The 15,283-nt window shown below is 71.3% G+C and carries 18 protein-coding genes; 7 read left to right on the forward strand and 11 right to left on the reverse strand.

From position 1 onward, the window contains the following. Positions 1–14 precede the first annotated feature (14 nt). From glf to nth, 3 genes are all read right to left on the reverse strand, one after another. On the reverse strand, positions 15–1,184 hold the full coding sequence (gene glf, locus ACESM1_RS01710; RefSeq protein WP_372617128.1) for a UDP-galactopyranose mutase: 1,170 nt from the start codon (positions 1,182–1,184) through the stop codon (positions 15–17). Next, entirely contained in the window at positions 1,177–2,388 is a 1,212-nt protein-coding gene (locus ACESM1_RS01715) for a glycosyltransferase family 1 protein (RefSeq protein ID WP_372617130.1), read from the reverse strand. Before ACESM1_RS01715 ends, glf begins: the two co-directional genes overlap by 8 nt. Before the next feature lie 169 nt (positions 2,389–2,557). Further along, complete coding sequence (nth, locus tag ACESM1_RS01720) at positions 2,558–3,226, reverse strand: endonuclease III (protein ID WP_372617132.1); 669 nt, start codon at positions 3,224–3,226, stop codon at positions 2,558–2,560. A gap of 125 nt (positions 3,227–3,351) precedes the next feature. Here nth and ACESM1_RS01725 point away from each other — a divergent pair, with 125 nt between their 5' ends. Next, positions 3,352–3,864, forward strand: coding sequence for a DUF2244 domain-containing protein (locus ACESM1_RS01725; protein WP_372617133.1), 513 nt, complete (start codon positions 3,352–3,354; stop codon positions 3,862–3,864). Positions 3,865–3,894: 30 nt separating this feature from the next. On the opposite strand, the gene ACESM1_RS01730 is transcribed toward ACESM1_RS01725, so the two are convergent. From ACESM1_RS01730 to secB, 3 genes are all read right to left on the reverse strand, one after another. After that, positions 3,895–4,338 carry a helix-turn-helix domain-containing protein gene (locus ACESM1_RS01730; RefSeq protein WP_372617135.1) on the reverse strand — a complete coding sequence of 148 codons (444 nt, stop codon included), beginning with the start codon at positions 4,336–4,338 and terminating at the stop codon, positions 3,895–3,897. A gap of 210 nt (positions 4,339–4,548) precedes the next feature. Then, on the reverse strand, positions 4,549–6,117 hold the full coding sequence (gene lnt / locus ACESM1_RS01735) for an apolipoprotein N-acyltransferase (protein ID WP_372617136.1): 1,569 nt from the start codon (positions 6,115–6,117) through the stop codon (positions 4,549–4,551). 132 nt (positions 6,118–6,249) lie between these two features. Beyond that, positions 6,250–6,756: a protein-export chaperone SecB gene (gene secB / locus ACESM1_RS01740; protein WP_372617138.1), complete on the reverse strand. Its 507-nt coding sequence runs from the start codon at positions 6,754–6,756 to the stop codon at positions 6,250–6,252. 195 nt (positions 6,757–6,951) lie between these two features. Here secB and ACESM1_RS01745 point away from each other — a divergent pair, with 195 nt between their 5' ends. Further along, positions 6,952–7,683: a DUF1194 domain-containing protein gene (locus ACESM1_RS01745; protein WP_372617139.1), complete on the forward strand. Its 732-nt coding sequence runs from the start codon at positions 6,952–6,954 to the stop codon at positions 7,681–7,683. On the opposite strand, the gene ACESM1_RS01750 is transcribed toward ACESM1_RS01745, so the two are convergent. Next, positions 7,680–8,102: a DUF3775 domain-containing protein gene (locus ACESM1_RS01750; protein ID WP_372617141.1), complete on the reverse strand. Its 423-nt coding sequence runs from the start codon at positions 8,100–8,102 to the stop codon at positions 7,680–7,682. The two genes, ACESM1_RS01745 and ACESM1_RS01750, sit on opposite strands and share 4 nt — an antisense overlap. A gap of 141 nt (positions 8,103–8,243) precedes the next feature. On the opposite strand from ACESM1_RS01750, the gene ACESM1_RS01755 reads away from it, so the two are divergent. Further along, positions 8,244–8,471, forward strand: a complete 228-nt coding sequence (locus ACESM1_RS01755) for a hypothetical protein (protein WP_372617143.1) — start codon at positions 8,244–8,246, stop codon at positions 8,469–8,471. Between the two features lies 1 nt (position 8,472). Here ACESM1_RS01755 and ACESM1_RS01760 read toward each other — a convergent pair whose 3' ends face one another. Then, the gene (locus ACESM1_RS01760; RefSeq protein ID WP_372617145.1) at positions 8,473–9,303 is read right to left on the reverse strand and encodes an aldo/keto reductase; all 831 of its coding nucleotides are present in this window, start codon (positions 9,301–9,303) and stop codon (positions 8,473–8,475) included. A gap of 153 nt (positions 9,304–9,456) precedes the next feature. On the opposite strand from ACESM1_RS01760, the gene ACESM1_RS01765 reads away from it, so the two are divergent. Further along, a complete protein-coding gene (locus ACESM1_RS01765) occupies positions 9,457–9,657 on the forward strand; it encodes a hypothetical protein (RefSeq protein ID WP_372617146.1) in 201 nt (66 codons plus the stop codon). Positions 9,658–9,678: 21 nt separating this feature from the next. Further along, positions 9,679–10,605, forward strand: coding sequence for an SDR family oxidoreductase (locus ACESM1_RS01770; RefSeq protein ID WP_372617147.1), 927 nt, complete (start codon positions 9,679–9,681; stop codon positions 10,603–10,605). Here the strand turns inward: ACESM1_RS01770 and ACESM1_RS01775 are convergent. Both ACESM1_RS01775 and ACESM1_RS01780 read right to left on the reverse strand, forming a co-directional pair. Next, entirely contained in the window at positions 10,602–11,621 is a 1,020-nt protein-coding gene (locus ACESM1_RS01775) for a WD40 repeat domain-containing protein (RefSeq protein WP_372617148.1), read from the reverse strand. The genes ACESM1_RS01770 and ACESM1_RS01775 overlap by 4 nt on opposite strands. Further along, positions 11,621–12,607: a CobW family GTP-binding protein gene (locus ACESM1_RS01780; RefSeq protein ID WP_372617149.1), complete on the reverse strand. Its 987-nt coding sequence runs from the start codon at positions 12,605–12,607 to the stop codon at positions 11,621–11,623. The genes ACESM1_RS01775 and ACESM1_RS01780 overlap by 1 nt, the downstream gene beginning before the upstream one ends. A gap of 355 nt (positions 12,608–12,962) precedes the next feature. On the opposite strand from ACESM1_RS01780, the gene ACESM1_RS01785 reads away from it, so the two are divergent. Together ACESM1_RS01785 and ACESM1_RS01790 are read left to right on the forward strand one after the other, a co-directional pair. Then, positions 12,963–13,403, forward strand: coding sequence for a hypothetical protein (locus ACESM1_RS01785; RefSeq protein ID WP_372617151.1), 441 nt, complete (start codon positions 12,963–12,965; stop codon positions 13,401–13,403). Between the two features lie 163 nt (positions 13,404–13,566). Continuing rightward, positions 13,567–13,815 (forward strand): hypothetical protein, encoded by a 249-nt coding sequence (locus tag ACESM1_RS01790; protein WP_372617152.1) that lies wholly within the window; start codon positions 13,567–13,569, stop codon positions 13,813–13,815. 40 nt (positions 13,816–13,855) lie between these two features. Here ACESM1_RS01790 and ACESM1_RS01795 read toward each other — a convergent pair whose 3' ends face one another. Then, the gene (locus tag ACESM1_RS01795) at positions 13,856–15,184 is read right to left on the reverse strand and encodes an aspartate aminotransferase family protein (RefSeq protein WP_372617153.1); all 1,329 of its coding nucleotides are present in this window, start codon (positions 15,182–15,184) and stop codon (positions 13,856–13,858) included. Between the last annotated feature and the right edge of the window lie 99 nt (positions 15,185–15,283).

Here is a 15,283-nt window from a genome sequence, read left to right on the forward strand (position 1 = left end):
CCTGCCCGACAGGCTCAGCATCCTGAACTTACCTGCTCCAGGATCCGGTCATCATTCGCCGCCCCGCGCGGCACCTGCTTCTCGATCCGCTCGAAACTGGCCAGCGCCTGCCCGACCACCTGATCCATGTTGTAGTAGCGATAGGTCGCCAGCCGCCCGACGAACCAGGTGTCGCGCTCCGCATCGGCCAGCGCCTCGTAGCGCTTGTAGAGCGCGGCGTTCTCCGGGCGGGGGATCGGGTAGTAGGGATCGCCCTCGGCGGAGGGGAATTCGTAGGTCACGCTGGTCTTGGGGTGCTCCTGCCCGGTCATCCACTTGTATTCCGAGACGCGGGTGAAGGGCGTCGCCTCATCCGGGTGGTTCACCGTGCCGGTCGGCAGCGCCCATTCGCGGTCCAGCGTCTCGTGCCCGAACCGCAGGCTGCGATAGGGCAGCTTCCCGAAGCGGAAGCCGAAATACTCGTCCACCGGCCCGGTCCAGACCAGACGGCGGAAGCTGAAGCGCCGCCGCGCCTCCTCGAAGGTCATGCCGGTGCGCACGGTGATCAGCGGATGGTCGAGCAGGCGGCGGAACATCGCCGTGTAGCCATCCCGCGGCATGTACTGGAAGCGATCGGTGAAGTAGCGGTCGTCGCGGTTGGTGCGGGTCGGCACGCGGGCCGTCACGCTCTTGTCCAGCTCGGACGGATCGAGAGCCCATTGCTTCCGGGTGTAGCCGCGGAAGAACAGCTCATAGAGCTCGCGTCCGACCTTGCCGACCACCACGTCCTCGCTGGTGCGGACCTGTTCCACCTGCTCCGCGCGCGCGGCCAGCCAACCCTCGACCTCGTCTTCCGTCAGGCTGAGCCCGTAGAGCCGGTTGATGGTGTCCAGGTTGATCGGCATCGGCACCAGCATCGCCTCGCCCGTCGCCGGGCTCCGCACCTGCGCCAGCACCCGGTGCTCGTATGCGCGCCACTCCGTGAAGCGGGAGAGATAGGCGAAGATCGCCTCGCTGTTGGTGTGGAAGATGTGCGGGCCGTAGCGATGCACCAGCACGCCCGCCGCATCCAGGTGGTCGTAGGCGTTGCCGCCGATGTGATCCCGCCGGTCCACCACCAGCACCCGCTCGTTGCGCTCAGAGGCGATGCGCTCCGCAAGGACCGATCCGGCGAAGCCGGCGCCGACGACGAGCCAATCAAACATGGGCGGCTCCCGCGGCGCGGGCGGCGAGCGTGCGGCCGGCGCCGCTGCGTGCCGGGGTGGCGAGGCGCGGCGCGCGCGCGGCGGTGATCAGCGCCTCCATCTCCGTCCAGACGCGGTCCCAGGAGCTGGCGGCCAGCCGCGCATCCACCTTCGCCAGCCACGCCTCGCGCGGGCGCTTCAGCAGCACCTCGGCCTTCAGCGCCATCTCCTTGGCGTCCTGCGCAATCTCGACCAGTCCCGACTCGCCGTAGTCGCGCACCACGTCGGTCACCGCGGTGGAGACGACCGGCAGGCCGGCCGCGAGGAATTCCGGTGTCTTGGTCGGGCTGATGAAGCGCGTGCTCTCGTTCAGCGCGAAGGGCATGAAGCCGAGGTCCCAATGCGCCAGATGCGCCGGCAGCTCACGGTAGTCGCGCGCGCCGAGCCAGTGGATGTTCGGCGCCTGCGGCAGGGAGGCCGGGTCGATCTTGACCACCGGCCCGATCATCGCCAGCGACCAGTCCGGCCGCAGCGCGGCCAGCTCCGCGACCAGGCCGAGATCCATCCGCTCATCCACCACGCCGAAGAAGCCGATCCGCGGGCGCGCTATGGCACCGAGCCCCGCCGGCTCCGCCAGCCCGCCGCGCGCCTGGCCGAAATGCCCCGCATCGATCGAGGAGGGAAAGCAGCGCACGGCCGGGTGGCGGCGCTGCTTCGCCTCGTAGAGGCTGCGGCCACCGGTGAAGACCAGGTCGGCGCGCGCCAGCAGACGGCGCTCCATCTCCAGCATCGCCGGCGGCGCACCGCGGAAGGCCGAGAGTTCGTCCATGCAGTCATAGACCACCGCACTGGCCGGGAGGTGGCCTGCCACCGGCAGGAACATCGGCGAATAGAACCAGGTGACCAGCGGCCGGCCCTCGCGCGGCGCCAGCAGGCCGCCGAGCAGCGCACGCTGGGCGGCGAGGGCGAATTCGGGCGCGAGGCCGCGGGGCAGCACGGGCCGCGCCACCAGCACGCCGCCGGCGCGTTCGAAGCAGTCAAGCCGTGGGCGGGCGATGTCCTCCTCCACCGGCTCCTCGAGGAACAGCACCTCGTAGGCAGCGGCAGCGCGGCTCATCAGGTGCTGCGGCCGCTGGAACACGAAGTCCCAGCGCAGATGCGACAGAACCAGCAGCACCGGGCGCGGGCCAAGCGTGGTCGCTGGGGAAGGCGGAGCCCCGTTCATGCGTATCTCCTATGGTCAGGTGGGCCGGCGAACGGGCACGGCAAAACGCCGCGCGGCGGGGAGACCGCCGGTGCCCGGGAACGCCTGGACGTCCTGGATGTAAGGGAAACGCCGTATGCTGCGCTGCGGTTCCGCGCCGCCTGCGGGAAAACGAAGCTAAATCATACCGTTACGAAGATGCGGGCACCGCCCCCCCGGCCGGCGGCACCAGCACCTTGTCCCGGTAGTTGCACAGCGCAACGACGGGGCAGCGCCAGCATTCCGGCGCCCGCGCCTTGCAGATGTAGCGCCCATGGAGGATGAGCCAGTGATGCGCGTGCCGCAGCAGCTCAGGCGGGGTCTTGCGGACCAGCGCCTCCTCCACCTCGCGCGGGGTCTTCCCCGGTGCGATGCCGGTGCGGTTGCCGAGGCGGAAGATATGCGTGTCCACCGCCATGGTGTCCTGCCCGAAGGCGACGTTGAGCACGACATTCGCCGTCTTCCGCCCGACGCCCGGCAGCGCCTCCAGGGCGGCGCGGTCGGCGGGCACCTCTCCGCCATGGCGTTCCAGCAGCAGCTTCGAAAGGGCGGCGACATTCCTGGCCTTGGCCTGCCAGAGGCCGATGCGCCGGATATGCGGCGCGATCCCTTCCGCCCCCAGCGCGGCCATCGCGGCGGGGGTGGGGGCGGCCTCGAACAGGGTGGCGGTGGCCTTGTTCACCGCCGCGTCGGTGGTCTGGGCGGAAAGCACCACGGCGACCAGCAGGGTGAAGGGGTCGCGGAAGTGCAACTCGGTCTCCGGCACCGGATTGGCTTCGGCAAGCGTGCGCAGGAAGGCGGCGGCCTGCGCGGCGTTCATCGCCCGCGCCCGGCGCGGCGTGCTGGCGCTGCCGTGGCTGACAGGTGCCGGCTTGGGCGATGCTGGCTTGGGGGTGGAGCGCGCGCGGGGCATGACGAACGGTCACAGCTAGCGGATACTCGGCCATGATGTCAGGGGGCAGCGAAGCAATCCTGTTCGAAGCCGTCACCGCCCCGCCTGCCGGGCTCTCGGCGCGCGGGATGCGCTGGCTGTGCGGGCTGGTGGTGGGGGTGACGACTGTTCCCGCGGTGCTGTTCGCAGCCCTCGGCGCCTGGCCGGTGCTGGGATTCCTGGGCGGCGAGGTGCTGGTGGTGCTGGGCATGGTGGCCACCCACCGCCGCTGGAGCCGCGCCGCGTTCGAGGCGGTGAGGCTGACCGAGGCGCGGCTGCTGGTCACGCGCGCGGACGGCCGCGGCGGGCAGGAACACGCCGAGCTGGAGCCATACTGGGCGCGGCTGGATCTGGCGGAGCGACCCGGCGCGGTGCCGGTGCTGACCGCGCGTGCCCGTGGGCGCAGCGTGGAGATCGGTCGCTTCCTGCCGCCCGACGACAAGCGCGCCCTGGCCTCGGCTCTGGAAGAGGCGCTGCGCCGTTATCGCATGCCGATCTTCGACAACCCGCAGCTGCGCGAAGGCTGAGCGGGTTCGCGCGGCGGGCGGTGCCGCAGGTCAGTCGGTCGGCGCGAGGCTCTTGATGAGGTCGAAGACGCGCTTGCGCACCGAAGGATCGGTGATGCGGTAATAGGCGCGCACCAGTTCCAGCGTCTCGCGCCGGTGCAGCGTGTCGTCCTCGAAGCCGTCCTGGCTCTCCTGGAAGCCGCTGAAGCGCCGGTGCTTCTCCCCGCCCATTTCGGGCGGCATGTCGTCGAAGAAGAAGCCGATCGGCACGTCCAGCACGCGCGAGAGGTCGAACAGCCGGCTGGCGCCGATCCGGTTCACGCCGCGCTCGTACTTCTGCACCTGCTGGAAGGTCAGGCCCAGCGCCTCGCCCAGCTTCTCCTGGCTCATGCCGAGAAGGGTGCGCCGCAGGCGCACACGGCTGCCCACATGCACGTCAATGGGGCTCGGGCGATGCTCACGCTCCGCCCGCTCCACGACGTCATCGCTCGCCATGGCCACGTCTCCGAACTCCGTCGCAGCAAAGTGCCTCGGTTGCCCCTGCCTCCGCCCTCCTGGCCAGCATGGGAACGGACGCCAAACGCAAAGCCTGACTCATTGCCCGTCACCAAATACGGTAGTTGCACGGTAGGAGTTTGTCAACTCTTTTGATAAATCTCAGAAATTGACGGCAACCTCCGGATGCAGAAGTTACCAGAGGGCAGCCTACCGTGGCCGGCCCGGTCTCGCGCCTACGCTGCCGAGCCCTGCCAACACGCAAAGGAACGCGAGCAGAGCCAACGGGATTGCCAGACCTGCACGTGCAAAAGGTGTCGCCGCGCCAGCGCGCGGCAGTGGCGCCAGCACCACCCCGGTTTCCGCCAGCCCCATCCCCGCAACCCATCGCCCGCGCGCATCGAGCACCGCCGAGATGCCGGTCTGGGCGGAGCGCACCAGCGGCAGCCCTTCCTCCACTGCGCGCAGCCGGGCGGCGGCCAGATGCTGCCAGGGGCCGGCCGAGACGCCGAACCAGGCATCGTTGGTAATATTCAGCAGGAAGCCGGGCCGTTCCGCCGCCGGCGTGACGGCGCCGGGGAAGATCACCTCGTAGCAGATCAGCCCGGTGAAGCTCGGCAGGCCGGCCAGCGTCACCGCCCGCCGCCCGGGCCCGGCGCTGAAATCCACGGCGCTGTGCACCAGGCGCAGCGGCAGCACCCCGCGCAACGGCATGTATTCCCCGAACGGGACCAGGTGGTTCTTGTCCACCGCGTCCAGCACCATCCCCTGGGCGTCCAGCGCCACCATGCTGTTCCAGACGCGCTCGAGCCGCCCGCCATCGTCGAACCGCGCCCGTACCGTCCCGGCGATCAGCAGCCCGTCGGGCGGCAAGGGCTGGGTGGCCAGTCGCGCCGCCTCGGCGTCGCTGGCCAGCAGGAAGGGGCTCGCGGTTTCCGGCCAGACCACCAGGATCCGGCTCGCCGGCGCCTGCTCCTGCGCCAGGCGAACGCCCTCGTGACTGAGCTCGATGTAGCGGCGAAAGATCGGCCAGCGGGTCTCCGCGCGCCACTTGGTCTCCTGCGCGATGTTGCCCTGCACCAGCACCAGCGCCACCGCATGCGGCTCCGGTTCGGCGGGCCACAGGCGCAGTAGGCCGATGCCGGCGAAGAGCGCCAGCGCCGCGCCGCCCGCCAGCCAGCCCCGCCGTCCGGCGAGCGGGACCAACGCCAGCAGCACGGTGGCCAGGCTCAGCCCATGCACGCCGATCCAGGCCGCCGCCTGCAGCGGCAGGGCGCCGAAGGCCCAGACGGTGCCGAGCAGGTTCCAGGGAAACCCGGTGAACAGGAAGCCGCGCAGCATTTCCGCCGCCGTCCAGGCCGCGGCGAAGGCGAGCCATCGCGGCCACCCCGGCGCGCCGAGGCGAGCGACCAGCGCCGGGATCACCGTGAAGGCGCCGAGCGGCAGGGCCAGCGCCGGCACCGCGATCGGCACCAGCCACCAGAACCGCTCTGCCTCCGTCAGGATGGCGTTGGTGAGCCAGTGCAGCCCTGCGACATGGAAGCCCCAGCCCCAGGCCAGCCCGATCCAGGCGGCGCGGCGCGCAGTCGGCGCCTCGGTCGCCATGATGAACAGGCCCGGCAGCGCCAGCAGCAGCACCGGCACCAGATGCACCGGCGGCAGTGCCAGCGCCGCGATGGCGCCGAGCGCAAAGGCGTTGAGCAGCGCCCGCCAGAAGCCGGCCCCGACGAGGTGACGCGTCAGCCGGCCGCGCCAGTCGATGCGCCGCAGCCTAGGCATGCGGCCCGCAACGCGGGCCGAGCGCGCGCATGCGCGCCGCGCCCGGACCGACCCTCACACCGGGTGCAGCGGTGGCCGGCGCGAAGCTAGGCCGCCGGAGGAGGCACCCGGCGTCCGAGGGCACGGGAGAACTCAGGCCGTGCCGGCCGGCGGCTGCCCGGCCTGCGCCCGGCGGCTCTGCCACAGCGCGACGAAGTCGATCGGCGCCAGCAGCACCGGCGGGAAGCCGCCGTCGCGCGTGACGTCCGCCAGGATGTTGCGCGCGAAGGGGAAGAGCAGGCGCGGACATTCCACCAGCAGCACCGGCTCCAGATGCTCCTGCGGCACGTTCAGCGTGAACACGCCGCAATAGGCGAGCTCGGCGATGAAGCAGGAAGTCTCGCCAATCTTCGCGTCGGCGCGGATCTGCAGGGAGACCTCGTAGATGTTCGGCGCCTGCCCCTGCACCGGCCGCGCCTGGACATCGAGGGCGAGGTCCACCCGCGGCTGCTCGCGCATGCTGATGAAGATCTCCGGCGCGCCCGGCACCTCGAAGGAGAGATCGCGGGTGTACTGGACGTTCAGCTGAAGCGGCGGCGCGGGCTGGCCGTTGGGCCCCATCGGCGGGATCGGGGAGGAGGGGGCAGGCTGGTCGGACATGGTCGCATTCCGCTCGGCAACGTGGCGCGCCCGGCTAGCACGGTCGTGCCCGCCGGGCCAGCGCCGCGCCCGGCAGCGCTCCGCGCGGGACCGTGATCGCGATACGCCGCGGCGCCGGGCCGCGCGCGCGCATCGCGCTTGAACCTGAGGCCGCGTATGCGGTTCCATGCAACCCGTGACCGTGGGAGCCGCACCATGCGCCGCAGGACCCTGATCGGCGCCGCGGCGGGCGCCGCGGCCCTCATTCCGTCTGCCTCGCCGGCCCGCGCCGACGAACCGGTGGATGTCGCGCTGGTCGTCGCGGTGGATGTCAGCCGCTCGGTGGACGAGGACGAGGCGCGGCTGCAACGCGAAGGCTATCGCGGCGCCGTCACCGACCCGCGGGTGGTGGAGGCGATCCGCGGCGGCATGCTGGGCAGCATTGCCATCGCCTATGTCGAGTGGGCCGGCATCGAGTATCAGCGCCTGGTGATCCCCTGGATGCGCATCGGCAGCCAGGCCGAGGCCGAGGCCTGGGCGGCGGCGCTGGCGCAGGCGCCGCGCGCGTCGCTCTCCTGGACCTCGATCTCCGGCGGGCTCGATTTCTCGCGCGCCCTCATGGCGCAGTGCCCGCACGAGGCGACGCGCAAGGTGATCGACGTCTCCGGCGACGGGGTCAACAACTCCGGCCCACCGGCCGAGCAGGCGCGCGACCGCGCCGTGGAGGAGGGGATCACCATCAACGGCCTGCCGATCCTGAACGACCGCCCGACCTTCGGCCGCCCGCCGCCCATGCCGCTCGACCAGTATTACCGCGAGAGCGTGATCGGCGGGCAGGGCGCCTTCCTGGTGCCGGCGGAGGATTTCGCCTCCTTCGGCAATGCGGTGCGCCGCAAGCTGATCCGCGAGATCGCCGGGCGCGACGGCCCGGTGGTGGACCGCGCCTAGCGCTCCACCTCCTCGATGCTGAGGCCGAAGGCGGCGACCCCCTCGGCCAGCAGGTCGCCGAGGTTGTCCATCGCGAGCAGGTATTCCGCCGCGTCCCGCCCTTCGTTGCGCTCGGCGGCGAGAGCACGCGCCTCGTCCCACTCCTCCGGGCTGTAGTCGCCGCGGCCGGTCCAGGCCAGCGCGATCAGGCTGGCCTGCTCGTCCTCGTTCAACTCGGCGATGAAGGCACGCAGGCTTGCCTCGGTGAGGTCGTCGGGATCCTCCTGCAGCAGCGCGGCCTCGCTGTTGTCGTCCTCGGTGGCCTGCTCCGGCGCGCTCTCCTCCTTGCCCTGCAGCGCGCGGGCATGGTCCACGATGGCGGCCACCGCCTCCAGGCTGATGCCGAGGTCCACCTCGTCGTCGTCAGGTGTGCCGGACATGAAGGGCCCCTGTTCCGTCTGGTGCCGCTTTAGAACAGTGGGCGCGTCCCGGTTCCACCGCGCCGATAAAATCGGCGCCCGCGGCAACGGCGAGAGCGCCCGCCGCGTTGCCAGCCCAGGCTGCCAGGAGCGGTGCGCGGGATGCGCTTCCTTGTTGTGCCGATTCTGCTGCTCTCCGCCGTGCCCGCCCTGGCGCGGGGTGACGCCAGGCTGACGCCCGGCCCGGGCTGCACGGCGCCACCGCTATGGCCGGCCGCATCACCGCAGCACGATCCGGAGCTGCGCGAACCGCTGCCGCTGCGCCTGGCGATGCTCTCCTGCGTCGGCCCCGCGAAGGGGCCCCGCAAGCGGCCGGTGCGCTGGACCTGAGTCAGCCCCCCACCCAATCCGGCGCCAGGCCGGCGGGGTTCACGAAGCGGCGGTCCTTCGGCAGCGCGGCGATCGCGGCCATGTCCTCGGCATCCAGCCGCAGCGCGAGCGCGCCGAGATTCTCCTTCTGGCGCACCGGAGAGGCCGCCTTCGGCACCATCGCCACGCCGTCCTGCGCCAGCAGCCAGGCCAGCGCCAGCTGCGCCGGCGTCGCACCGTGTTTCGCGGCAACGCGCGCCAAGCCCGGCTGGTCGAGGTTGCCGCCCTTGGCCAGCGGCGAATAGGCCGTCAGCCCCATCCCTGCCGCGCGGCAGATGCCGAGAAGCTTCGACTGGTCGAGCATGACGTGGAACTCCACCTGCAGGCAGGCGAGCCCGACGCCCTTCCCGATCGCGCGCTGCAGCAGCTTCGGCGGGAAGTTCGAGACGCCGATGCTCCTCGCCAGCCCCTCGGCGCGGATCGCGGCCAGGCCGTCCAGCGCGCTGTCCAGGTCGAGCTCGGCGCTCGGCCAGTGGATCAGCAACAGGTCCACGTAAGGCGTCGCCAGTCGCTTCAGCGAGAGATCGAAGGCGCGGCGGATCGCCGGGCCATTCGGCTTGTCGTTCCAGATCTTGGTGGTGAGGAACACCTCGCCGCGCGGCAGTCCGCTGGCGGCGATGCCGGCGCCGACCGCATCCTCGTTCCCGTACATCTCGGCGGTGTCCACATGCCGGTAGCCGAGCGACAGCGCTGATTCCACGGCGCTCTGGCACTCCGCGCCCTTCATCGGCCAGGTGCCGAGGCCGATGCGCGGCATGCGCATGCCGTTGGCCTCGAGGATGGGCATCTGCATCGTGATCACTCCTTTGCGCGTCGCGCGCTGCGCCTTGCCGGCCGCTTGCGCTGGGTCAAGGCAGCGCACAGGGTCCGGTAGTCCATAATTCATCTTGCATGGAACAGGCCGCGGGCCGGCTTCGCCCGCGGCGATGCGAGGAAGGAGAGCGCGATGTCCGGAACCACCAAGCGGAACCGCCTGATGCCCTGGTATATCGGCCTCGTGCTGATCCTCGCCACGCTCGCCTTCGCGGGGTGGGAGCTGGCCTCCGGCGGTTGCGGCGCGCCGCCGGCCGCGCTGGTGATCGCGCTGCTGGTGATGCCGGCCGTCTACATCGGCCTCATGTACATGACCCTCACCAGCCAGGAATAGCGCCTCGCAAGGCGCCGACGCTTGGCCGGCTGGACCGCGCGCGACATCCCGCCGCAGCGCGGCCGCGTCGCGCTGGTCACGGGCGCCACCGGCGGCATCGGCTTCGAGGTGGCGCGCGCGCTGGCCGCCGCCGGCGCAGAGGTCCTGTTCGCCGTACGCGACCGCGGCAAGGCCGAGGCAGCGATGGCGTGCGTCGCCGGGGAGACGCCGGGCGCGCGGCTCGGCTTCGTCCCGCTTGACCTCGGCGAGCTGCGTTCGGTGCGCGGCTGCGCGGAGGAAGTGGCCGCGCGCCACCCTGCGCTGCATCTGCTGGTGAACAATGCCGGGGTGATGGCGCTGCCCACGCGACGGCTCACCGCCGATGGATTCGAGCGGCAACTCGGCGTGAACTTCCTCGGCCATTTCGCTCTGGCGGCGCGGCTGCTGCCGCTGCTGCGAACCGCCACCTCGCCGCGCGTGGTCACAGTGACGAGCCTGGCGTACCGGTTCGGCAGGCTGCGCTTCGAAGACCTGCAGGGCGAGCGCAAGTACCGCCCCTGGCGCGCCTATGCGCAATCCAAGCTGGCGGCGCTGAGCTTCGCGCTGGAACTGCAGCGCCGCAGCGACCGCGGCGGCTGGGGCGTGGCAAGCATCGCGGCGCATCCCGGATGGGCGATGACCAACCTCTACGCCAATGGCCCGGCCTCGGAAGGCGCCACGCCTTTGCTGCTGCGGCTGATGCGACGGGCGACGCGGCTGTTCAGCCACTCGGCCGAGATCGGCGCGCGGCCGCTCCTGTTCGCCGCGACTGCGGCGGAGGCAAGGCCTGGCGGACATTACGGCCGCTGCCGGTTGTGCGAGCTGCGCGGCCCGCCGGCGCCCGCGCGCATCACCGCCGCCGCGCGCGACGAGGTCGCCGCTGCGCGGCTGTGGCAGGCGGCCGAGGCGCTGACCGGCACCAGGTTCTAGCGCCGCGCGAGATCGACGAGTCCGGCATGACCGGCCTCTGTGCCGAAGGCCAGCCCGGCGCCGTTCGGGCTCCAGGCCAGCGCGCTGACGGCGCTGCCGCTCGGCGGCGCGACGGGCACCACCTTGCCGCTACCAATCTCAGCCAGCAGCACCAGCCCGTCGCCGAAGCCGGCGGCGACGACTTCGTGCTGCGGGTGGCAGGCCACCGCGCTGCACAGCACGGCATCCCCGCCGGCGATCTCGGTGGGCGCCTTGCCCATCGGGCCGCCGCCGAAGAACGGCCAGAGCACCACGCTCTCCGCACCCGAGGTCGCCAGCCAGCGGCCCTTCGCGGTGAAGGCCAGGCTGCGCGTTTTCGAGGGATAGCCCGACATGCGCATGTGCTGCCCATCGGCCAGCCGCCAGCCATGCAGCGAGGGCTCCTGCATCGCGGTGACGACATGCGTGCCGTCCGGCGAGAAGGCGATGGCGTGGTGGCTGCCCTTCCATTCCAGCGACCGGGGCTTGTCCTCCTTCGCCGCGACGAACCACAGCGAGGCGCCGTTGTAGTGGCTGGCGGCGATGCGCTTGCCCTTCGCATCGAAGGCGATGCCGCCGACCGAGGAGATGTGGGTGAGCGTCTTCAGCGGCCCTTGCGGCCCGTGCACATGCACCGCCTTGCCGACCGCGGCGGCGCGCAGGCCGGCCTCGTGCGCGGCGACATGGTCCACCCACTTGCCCTTGTAGTCGGCGACCGTCTGCGTGCCGCCATCCGGCGCGGTGCGCACCAGCAGCCCGTCATCGCCGCCGCTGAGGAAGCCGTCCTTCGCATCGGCGCAGGCCGAGAGCACGGCGCCCTCATGCGCGGCGACGCTGCGCCAATCCCCCTCCATCGCCGCGAGCCGCAGCGTGCCGTCCCCGAGCGCGAAGGCGAGGCGGTTGCCGCTGTCCCAGACCGCGGCGACGACCCAGGCGCCGAGCTCCTCCGCGCGGCCGCGGCTCGCGAGAAGGAAGTCGGCGGTGGAGACTTCGGCCATCAGGCGTCCACCTGGCACGCCTCGAAGCCGCGCCGCAGCTGCGGGCGGTTCAGGTCGCGGCCGATGAAGACGATCTTCGACTTCCGCGGATCGCCCTCCTTCACCTCGCCGATGTAGTCGCCATCGGCGATCATGTGCACGGCCTGGAAGGCGAAGCGGCGGTTGTCACCGGCGTAATGGAGGATGCCCTTGGTGCGCAGCAGGTCCTGGCCCTTGGCCTGCAGCAGCTGACTGATCCAGGCGTTGAATTTTTCCGCGTCAATCGGCTTGCTGACCTCGAAGCTCACGCTGTTCACTTCGCTGTCATGCTCGTGGTGATCCTCGCCGGAGAGGAAATCGGGCTCCTTCTCCAGGATGCGGGCGAGGTTGAAGGCGTCGCGGCCGACCACCGCCTCGAGCGGCACGTCCGACTTCGTGCTGCGGCGGATTTCCGCATACGGGTTGATCGCCTTGATCAGGCGCTCGACCTCCGCGGCCTCCTCCTCGGTCACCAGGTCCATCTTGTTCAGCACGATGATGTCGGCGAAGGCGATCTGCTCCTGCGCCTCGCTGCTGTCCTTCAGCCGCGCGGGCAGGTGCTTGGCGTCCACCACAGTGACGATGGCATCCAGCTTCGTCGCGCGCTTCACATCCTCGTCCACGAAGAAGGTCTGCGCGACGGGGGCCGGATCGGCCAGGCCGGTGGTCTCGACGATGATGCCGTCGAACTTGCCGCGGCGCTTCATCAGCCCGCCGATGATGCGGATCAGGTCGCCGCGGACGGTGCAGCAGATGCAGCCGTTGTTCATCTCGAACACTTCCTCGTCGGCATCCACCACGAGGTCGTTGTCCACGCCGAGCTCACCGAACTCGTTAATCACCACGGCGAAGCGCTTGCCATGGTTCTCCGACAGGATGCGGTTCAGCAGCGTGGTCTTGCCGGCGCCGAGATAGCCGGTGAGGACGGTGACGGGGATCTGGCCGGGGGAGTGGTCGGTCTCGGACATGGCGGGGATTCCGGGAGGGGGGCTCGATGGGTTGCGTTATATGGTAACGCGCCGTCCGTTCCACCCCGCCGCCGCCGATCGGCGCGCGGGGCCGCCCTCGCCTGTGACGCAGCGGGCGAACAGGAACCCCTCCTCATCACGCATCGGAGCCCGGGGCTGGTGCGGGGTGGGGCGAAGAGGTTAGGCAAGTCGCATGGAAGGCCCCCGCGACCAGCACCGATATCCGCTCGCCAGGTTTCCACGCCTGAGAACAGGTGCGACGGGTGCGACTTGCGCCGCCATCCGGGCCCGGCCCTTGCTGGCGATATCCTGCGCGGCGCTGCTGCTGGGCGCCGGCTGTGCGGCGGAGCCCGGGATGCTGGCGCCCAAGCCGCCCCTGCCGCCGCCGGTGGCCGTGGCGCCGCGGCCGCCGGCGCCTGCTTCCCTGGTGTTGCGGCCGGCGCCGGAGGAGCTCCAACGGCCGGACGCCGCGACCGGGCTGCCGCCCGGCTGGTACGTGCCCGACCCGCCCACCGCGCCCGAGCCGCAGCCGCAGACGGAGACGGGCGGAACCGCGCGGGTGCAGCCGGTGGAGGCGCCGCCGCCCCGCACCACGCCGGAGCTGCGCACCCGCGCACTGCTGCGCGACTTCCCCTGGGTTGCCGGCTTCTGGTCCGAGCTGCAACCGCAGGAGCGGGCGCGGGCCGAGCGCGCCTTCGCCCGCCGCGGCGACCGCGAGGGGCTGTCGGAGCTCTGGGACCGCATGGGGCTGCAGGACCGCGTGCTGCTGCTGTTCGGGCCGGGGCGGAGCGGCTGACCGCCAGCGCGGAGCGCCCTCACCTCCCGTCAGCGGCAGATGCGGGACCGCCACCCACACGACAATTTCCGACACCGATGCGCGCTCGATTGGCAAAATTCTCGCATGGTCTTATTTTTGGTCGGATATGGTCAGGGGATCAACCAGCGAGAGAGCTGTGGCCATGGATCCCAACCTGAAACTCCTGCTGGCCGCGGCCAACGACATGGATCCCGGCATGCGGGTTCCGACCGCCGGGCGCAGTCGGTTTGCCCTCGAATTCGGGCGGCAGGGCATCTTCGCCCGCTTCGGGCGCATCGAGATGTACCTGTGCACCGAGCCGGACAGCGCCTGGACCTTCCTGCGTGAGCCCGGCGGCTTCGATGCGCAGGCCTGGCGCCTCCACCTGATCGTGGCGCCCGTGCCGGGCTGATCCACCGGGCCGCGCACCAGGCGCGGCCCGGGCCGTCGCCTCAGGCCGGCACCGCCCTGATCGCGTCGGCCAGCGTGCCGAACAGCCGGTCCACCTGCGGCTTCTCGACGATCAGCGGCGGCGAGAGGGCGACGATGTCGCCGGTCACGCGGGTCAGCACGCCGTGGTCGAAGCACCAGCGGAACACCTCCATCGCACGCGCGGTGGGCGCGCCGGCGCGGGGCTGCAGCTCGATCCCGGCGACCAGGCCGAGATTGCGCACGTCGATCACGCCGGGCACGTCACGCATGCTGTGCGCGGCCTGCTCGAAATAGGGCTCGATCGCGCGGGCGCGACCGGGCAGGTCCTCGGCGCGGTGCAGCTCCAGCGTGGCGATCGCCGCGGCGGAGGCCAGCGGATGGCCGGAATAGGTGTAGCCGTGGAACAGCTCGATGCCGGCCGGCGCGCCGTTCACGATCGCATCATACACCGCGCCCGAGGTCGCCACCGCGCCCATCGGGACGGCGGCGTTGGTCAGGCCCTTGGCCATGGTCATGATGTCGGGCGTGACGCCAAGCCGCTCGGCGCCGAAATTGGTGCCGAGACGGCCGAAGCCGGTGATCACCTCGTCGAAGATCAGCAGAATGCCGTGCTTGTCGCAGATCGCGCGGAGCTTCTGGAGGTAGTCCACCGGCGGCACCAGCACGCCGGTGGAGCCGGCCAGCGGCTCCACGATCACCGCGGCGATGGTGTCGCCATGCAGGGCGGCCAGCGATTCCAGCGCCTCGGCCAGGTGCGCGCCATGCGGCGGCTGGCCCTTGCTGAAGGCGTTCTGCGCCGGCAGGTGGGTGTGTGGCAGGTGGTCCACATAGGGCAGCTGCGCACCGAATTGCTTGCGGTTCGGCCCGATGCCGCCGACCGACATGCCGCCGAAGCCGACGCCATGGTAGCCGCGCTCCCGCCCCACCAGCCGCACGCGCTGCGCCTGGCCGCGGGCGCGGTGATAGGCCAGCGCGATCTTCAGCGCGGTGTCGGCGGCCTCGGAGCCGGAATTGACGAAGAAGACGCGGTCCATCCCCTCCGGCGTCATCTCCGCGACGCGGGCGGCGGCCTCGAAGGCGACGGGGTGGCCGAGCTGGAAGGTCGGCGCGAAATCCATCACCGCGGCCTGCTTCTGGATCGCCTCGGTGATCTCGCGGCGCCCATGGCCGGCGTTGCAGCACCAGAGGCCGGCGGTGCCGTCGAGGATCTCCTGCCCGTCGGCGGTCCAGTAGTGCATGCCCTCGGCGCGCGCGAGCAGGCGCGGATGCGCCTTGAAGTAGCGGTTGTCGCTGTAGGGCATCCAGAAGGCGTCGAGGTTGTTCGGGCGCGACGGCCGGATCTCGTTCATGGCGGGCGTTCCTGCGGCGAGGGGACGGGTAGCGAACACCCGCGCGGCGCGGCGGACAAGCCGGGGAATCCGATCCCGCGGCGGTCCGATCGCTACCAG

The organism is Falsiroseomonas sp., from assembly GCF_041690465.1.
Classification (GTDB): Bacteria; Pseudomonadota; Alphaproteobacteria; order Acetobacterales; family Acetobacteraceae; genus Falsiroseomonas.

What these genes read in the sequence shown, in the direction of transcription:
- ACESM1_RS01780 (WP_372617149.1), bottom strand. Translation starts at nt 12,607, where the DNA reads ATGTCCGAGACCGACCACTCCCCCGGCCAGATCCCCGTCACCGTCCTC.
- ACESM1_RS01725 (WP_372617133.1), top strand. Translation starts at nt 3,352, where the DNA reads ATGATGTCAGGGGGCAGCGAAGCAATCCTGTTCGAAGCCGTCACCGCC.
- ACESM1_RS01775 (WP_372617148.1), bottom strand. Translation starts at nt 11,621, where the DNA reads ATGGCCGAAGTCTCCACCGCCGACTTCCTTCTCGCGAGCCGCGGCCGC.
- secB (WP_372617138.1), bottom strand. Translation starts at nt 6,756, where the DNA reads ATGTCCGACCAGCCTGCCCCCTCCTCCCCGATCCCGCCGATGGGGCCC.
- ACESM1_RS01765 (WP_372617146.1), top strand. Translation starts at nt 9,457, where the DNA reads ATGTCCGGAACCACCAAGCGGAACCGCCTGATGCCCTGGTATATCGGC.
- glf (WP_372617128.1), bottom strand. Translation starts at nt 1,184, where the DNA reads ATGTTTGATTGGCTCGTCGTCGGCGCCGGCTTCGCCGGATCGGTCCTT.
- ACESM1_RS01785 (WP_372617151.1), top strand. Translation starts at nt 12,963, where the DNA reads ATGCTGGCGCCCAAGCCGCCCCTGCCGCCGCCGGTGGCCGTGGCGCCG.
- ACESM1_RS01795 (WP_372617153.1), bottom strand. Translation starts at nt 15,184, where the DNA reads ATGAACGAGATCCGGCCGTCGCGCCCGAACAACCTCGACGCCTTCTGG.
- ACESM1_RS01745 (WP_372617139.1), top strand. Translation starts at nt 6,952, where the DNA reads ATGCGCCGCAGGACCCTGATCGGCGCCGCGGCGGGCGCCGCGGCCCTC.
- lnt (WP_372617136.1), bottom strand. Translation starts at nt 6,117, where the DNA reads ATGCCTAGGCTGCGGCGCATCGACTGGCGCGGCCGGCTGACGCGTCAC.
- nth (WP_372617132.1), bottom strand. Translation starts at nt 3,226, where the DNA reads ATGAACGCCGCGCAGGCCGCCGCCTTCCTGCGCACGCTTGCCGAAGCC.
- ACESM1_RS01755 (WP_372617143.1), top strand. Translation starts at nt 8,244, where the DNA reads ATGCGCTTCCTTGTTGTGCCGATTCTGCTGCTCTCCGCCGTGCCCGCC.
- ACESM1_RS01715 (WP_372617130.1), bottom strand. Translation starts at nt 2,388, where the DNA reads ATGAACGGGGCTCCGCCTTCCCCAGCGACCACGCTTGGCCCGCGCCCG.
- ACESM1_RS01730 (WP_372617135.1), bottom strand. Translation starts at nt 4,338, where the DNA reads ATGGCGAGCGATGACGTCGTGGAGCGGGCGGAGCGTGAGCATCGCCCG.
- ACESM1_RS01750 (WP_372617141.1), bottom strand. Translation starts at nt 8,102, where the DNA reads ATGTCCGGCACACCTGACGACGACGAGGTGGACCTCGGCATCAGCCTG.
- ACESM1_RS01790 (WP_372617152.1), top strand. Translation starts at nt 13,567, where the DNA reads ATGGATCCCAACCTGAAACTCCTGCTGGCCGCGGCCAACGACATGGAT.
- ACESM1_RS01760 (WP_372617145.1), bottom strand. Translation starts at nt 9,303, where the DNA reads ATGCAGATGCCCATCCTCGAGGCCAACGGCATGCGCATGCCGCGCATC.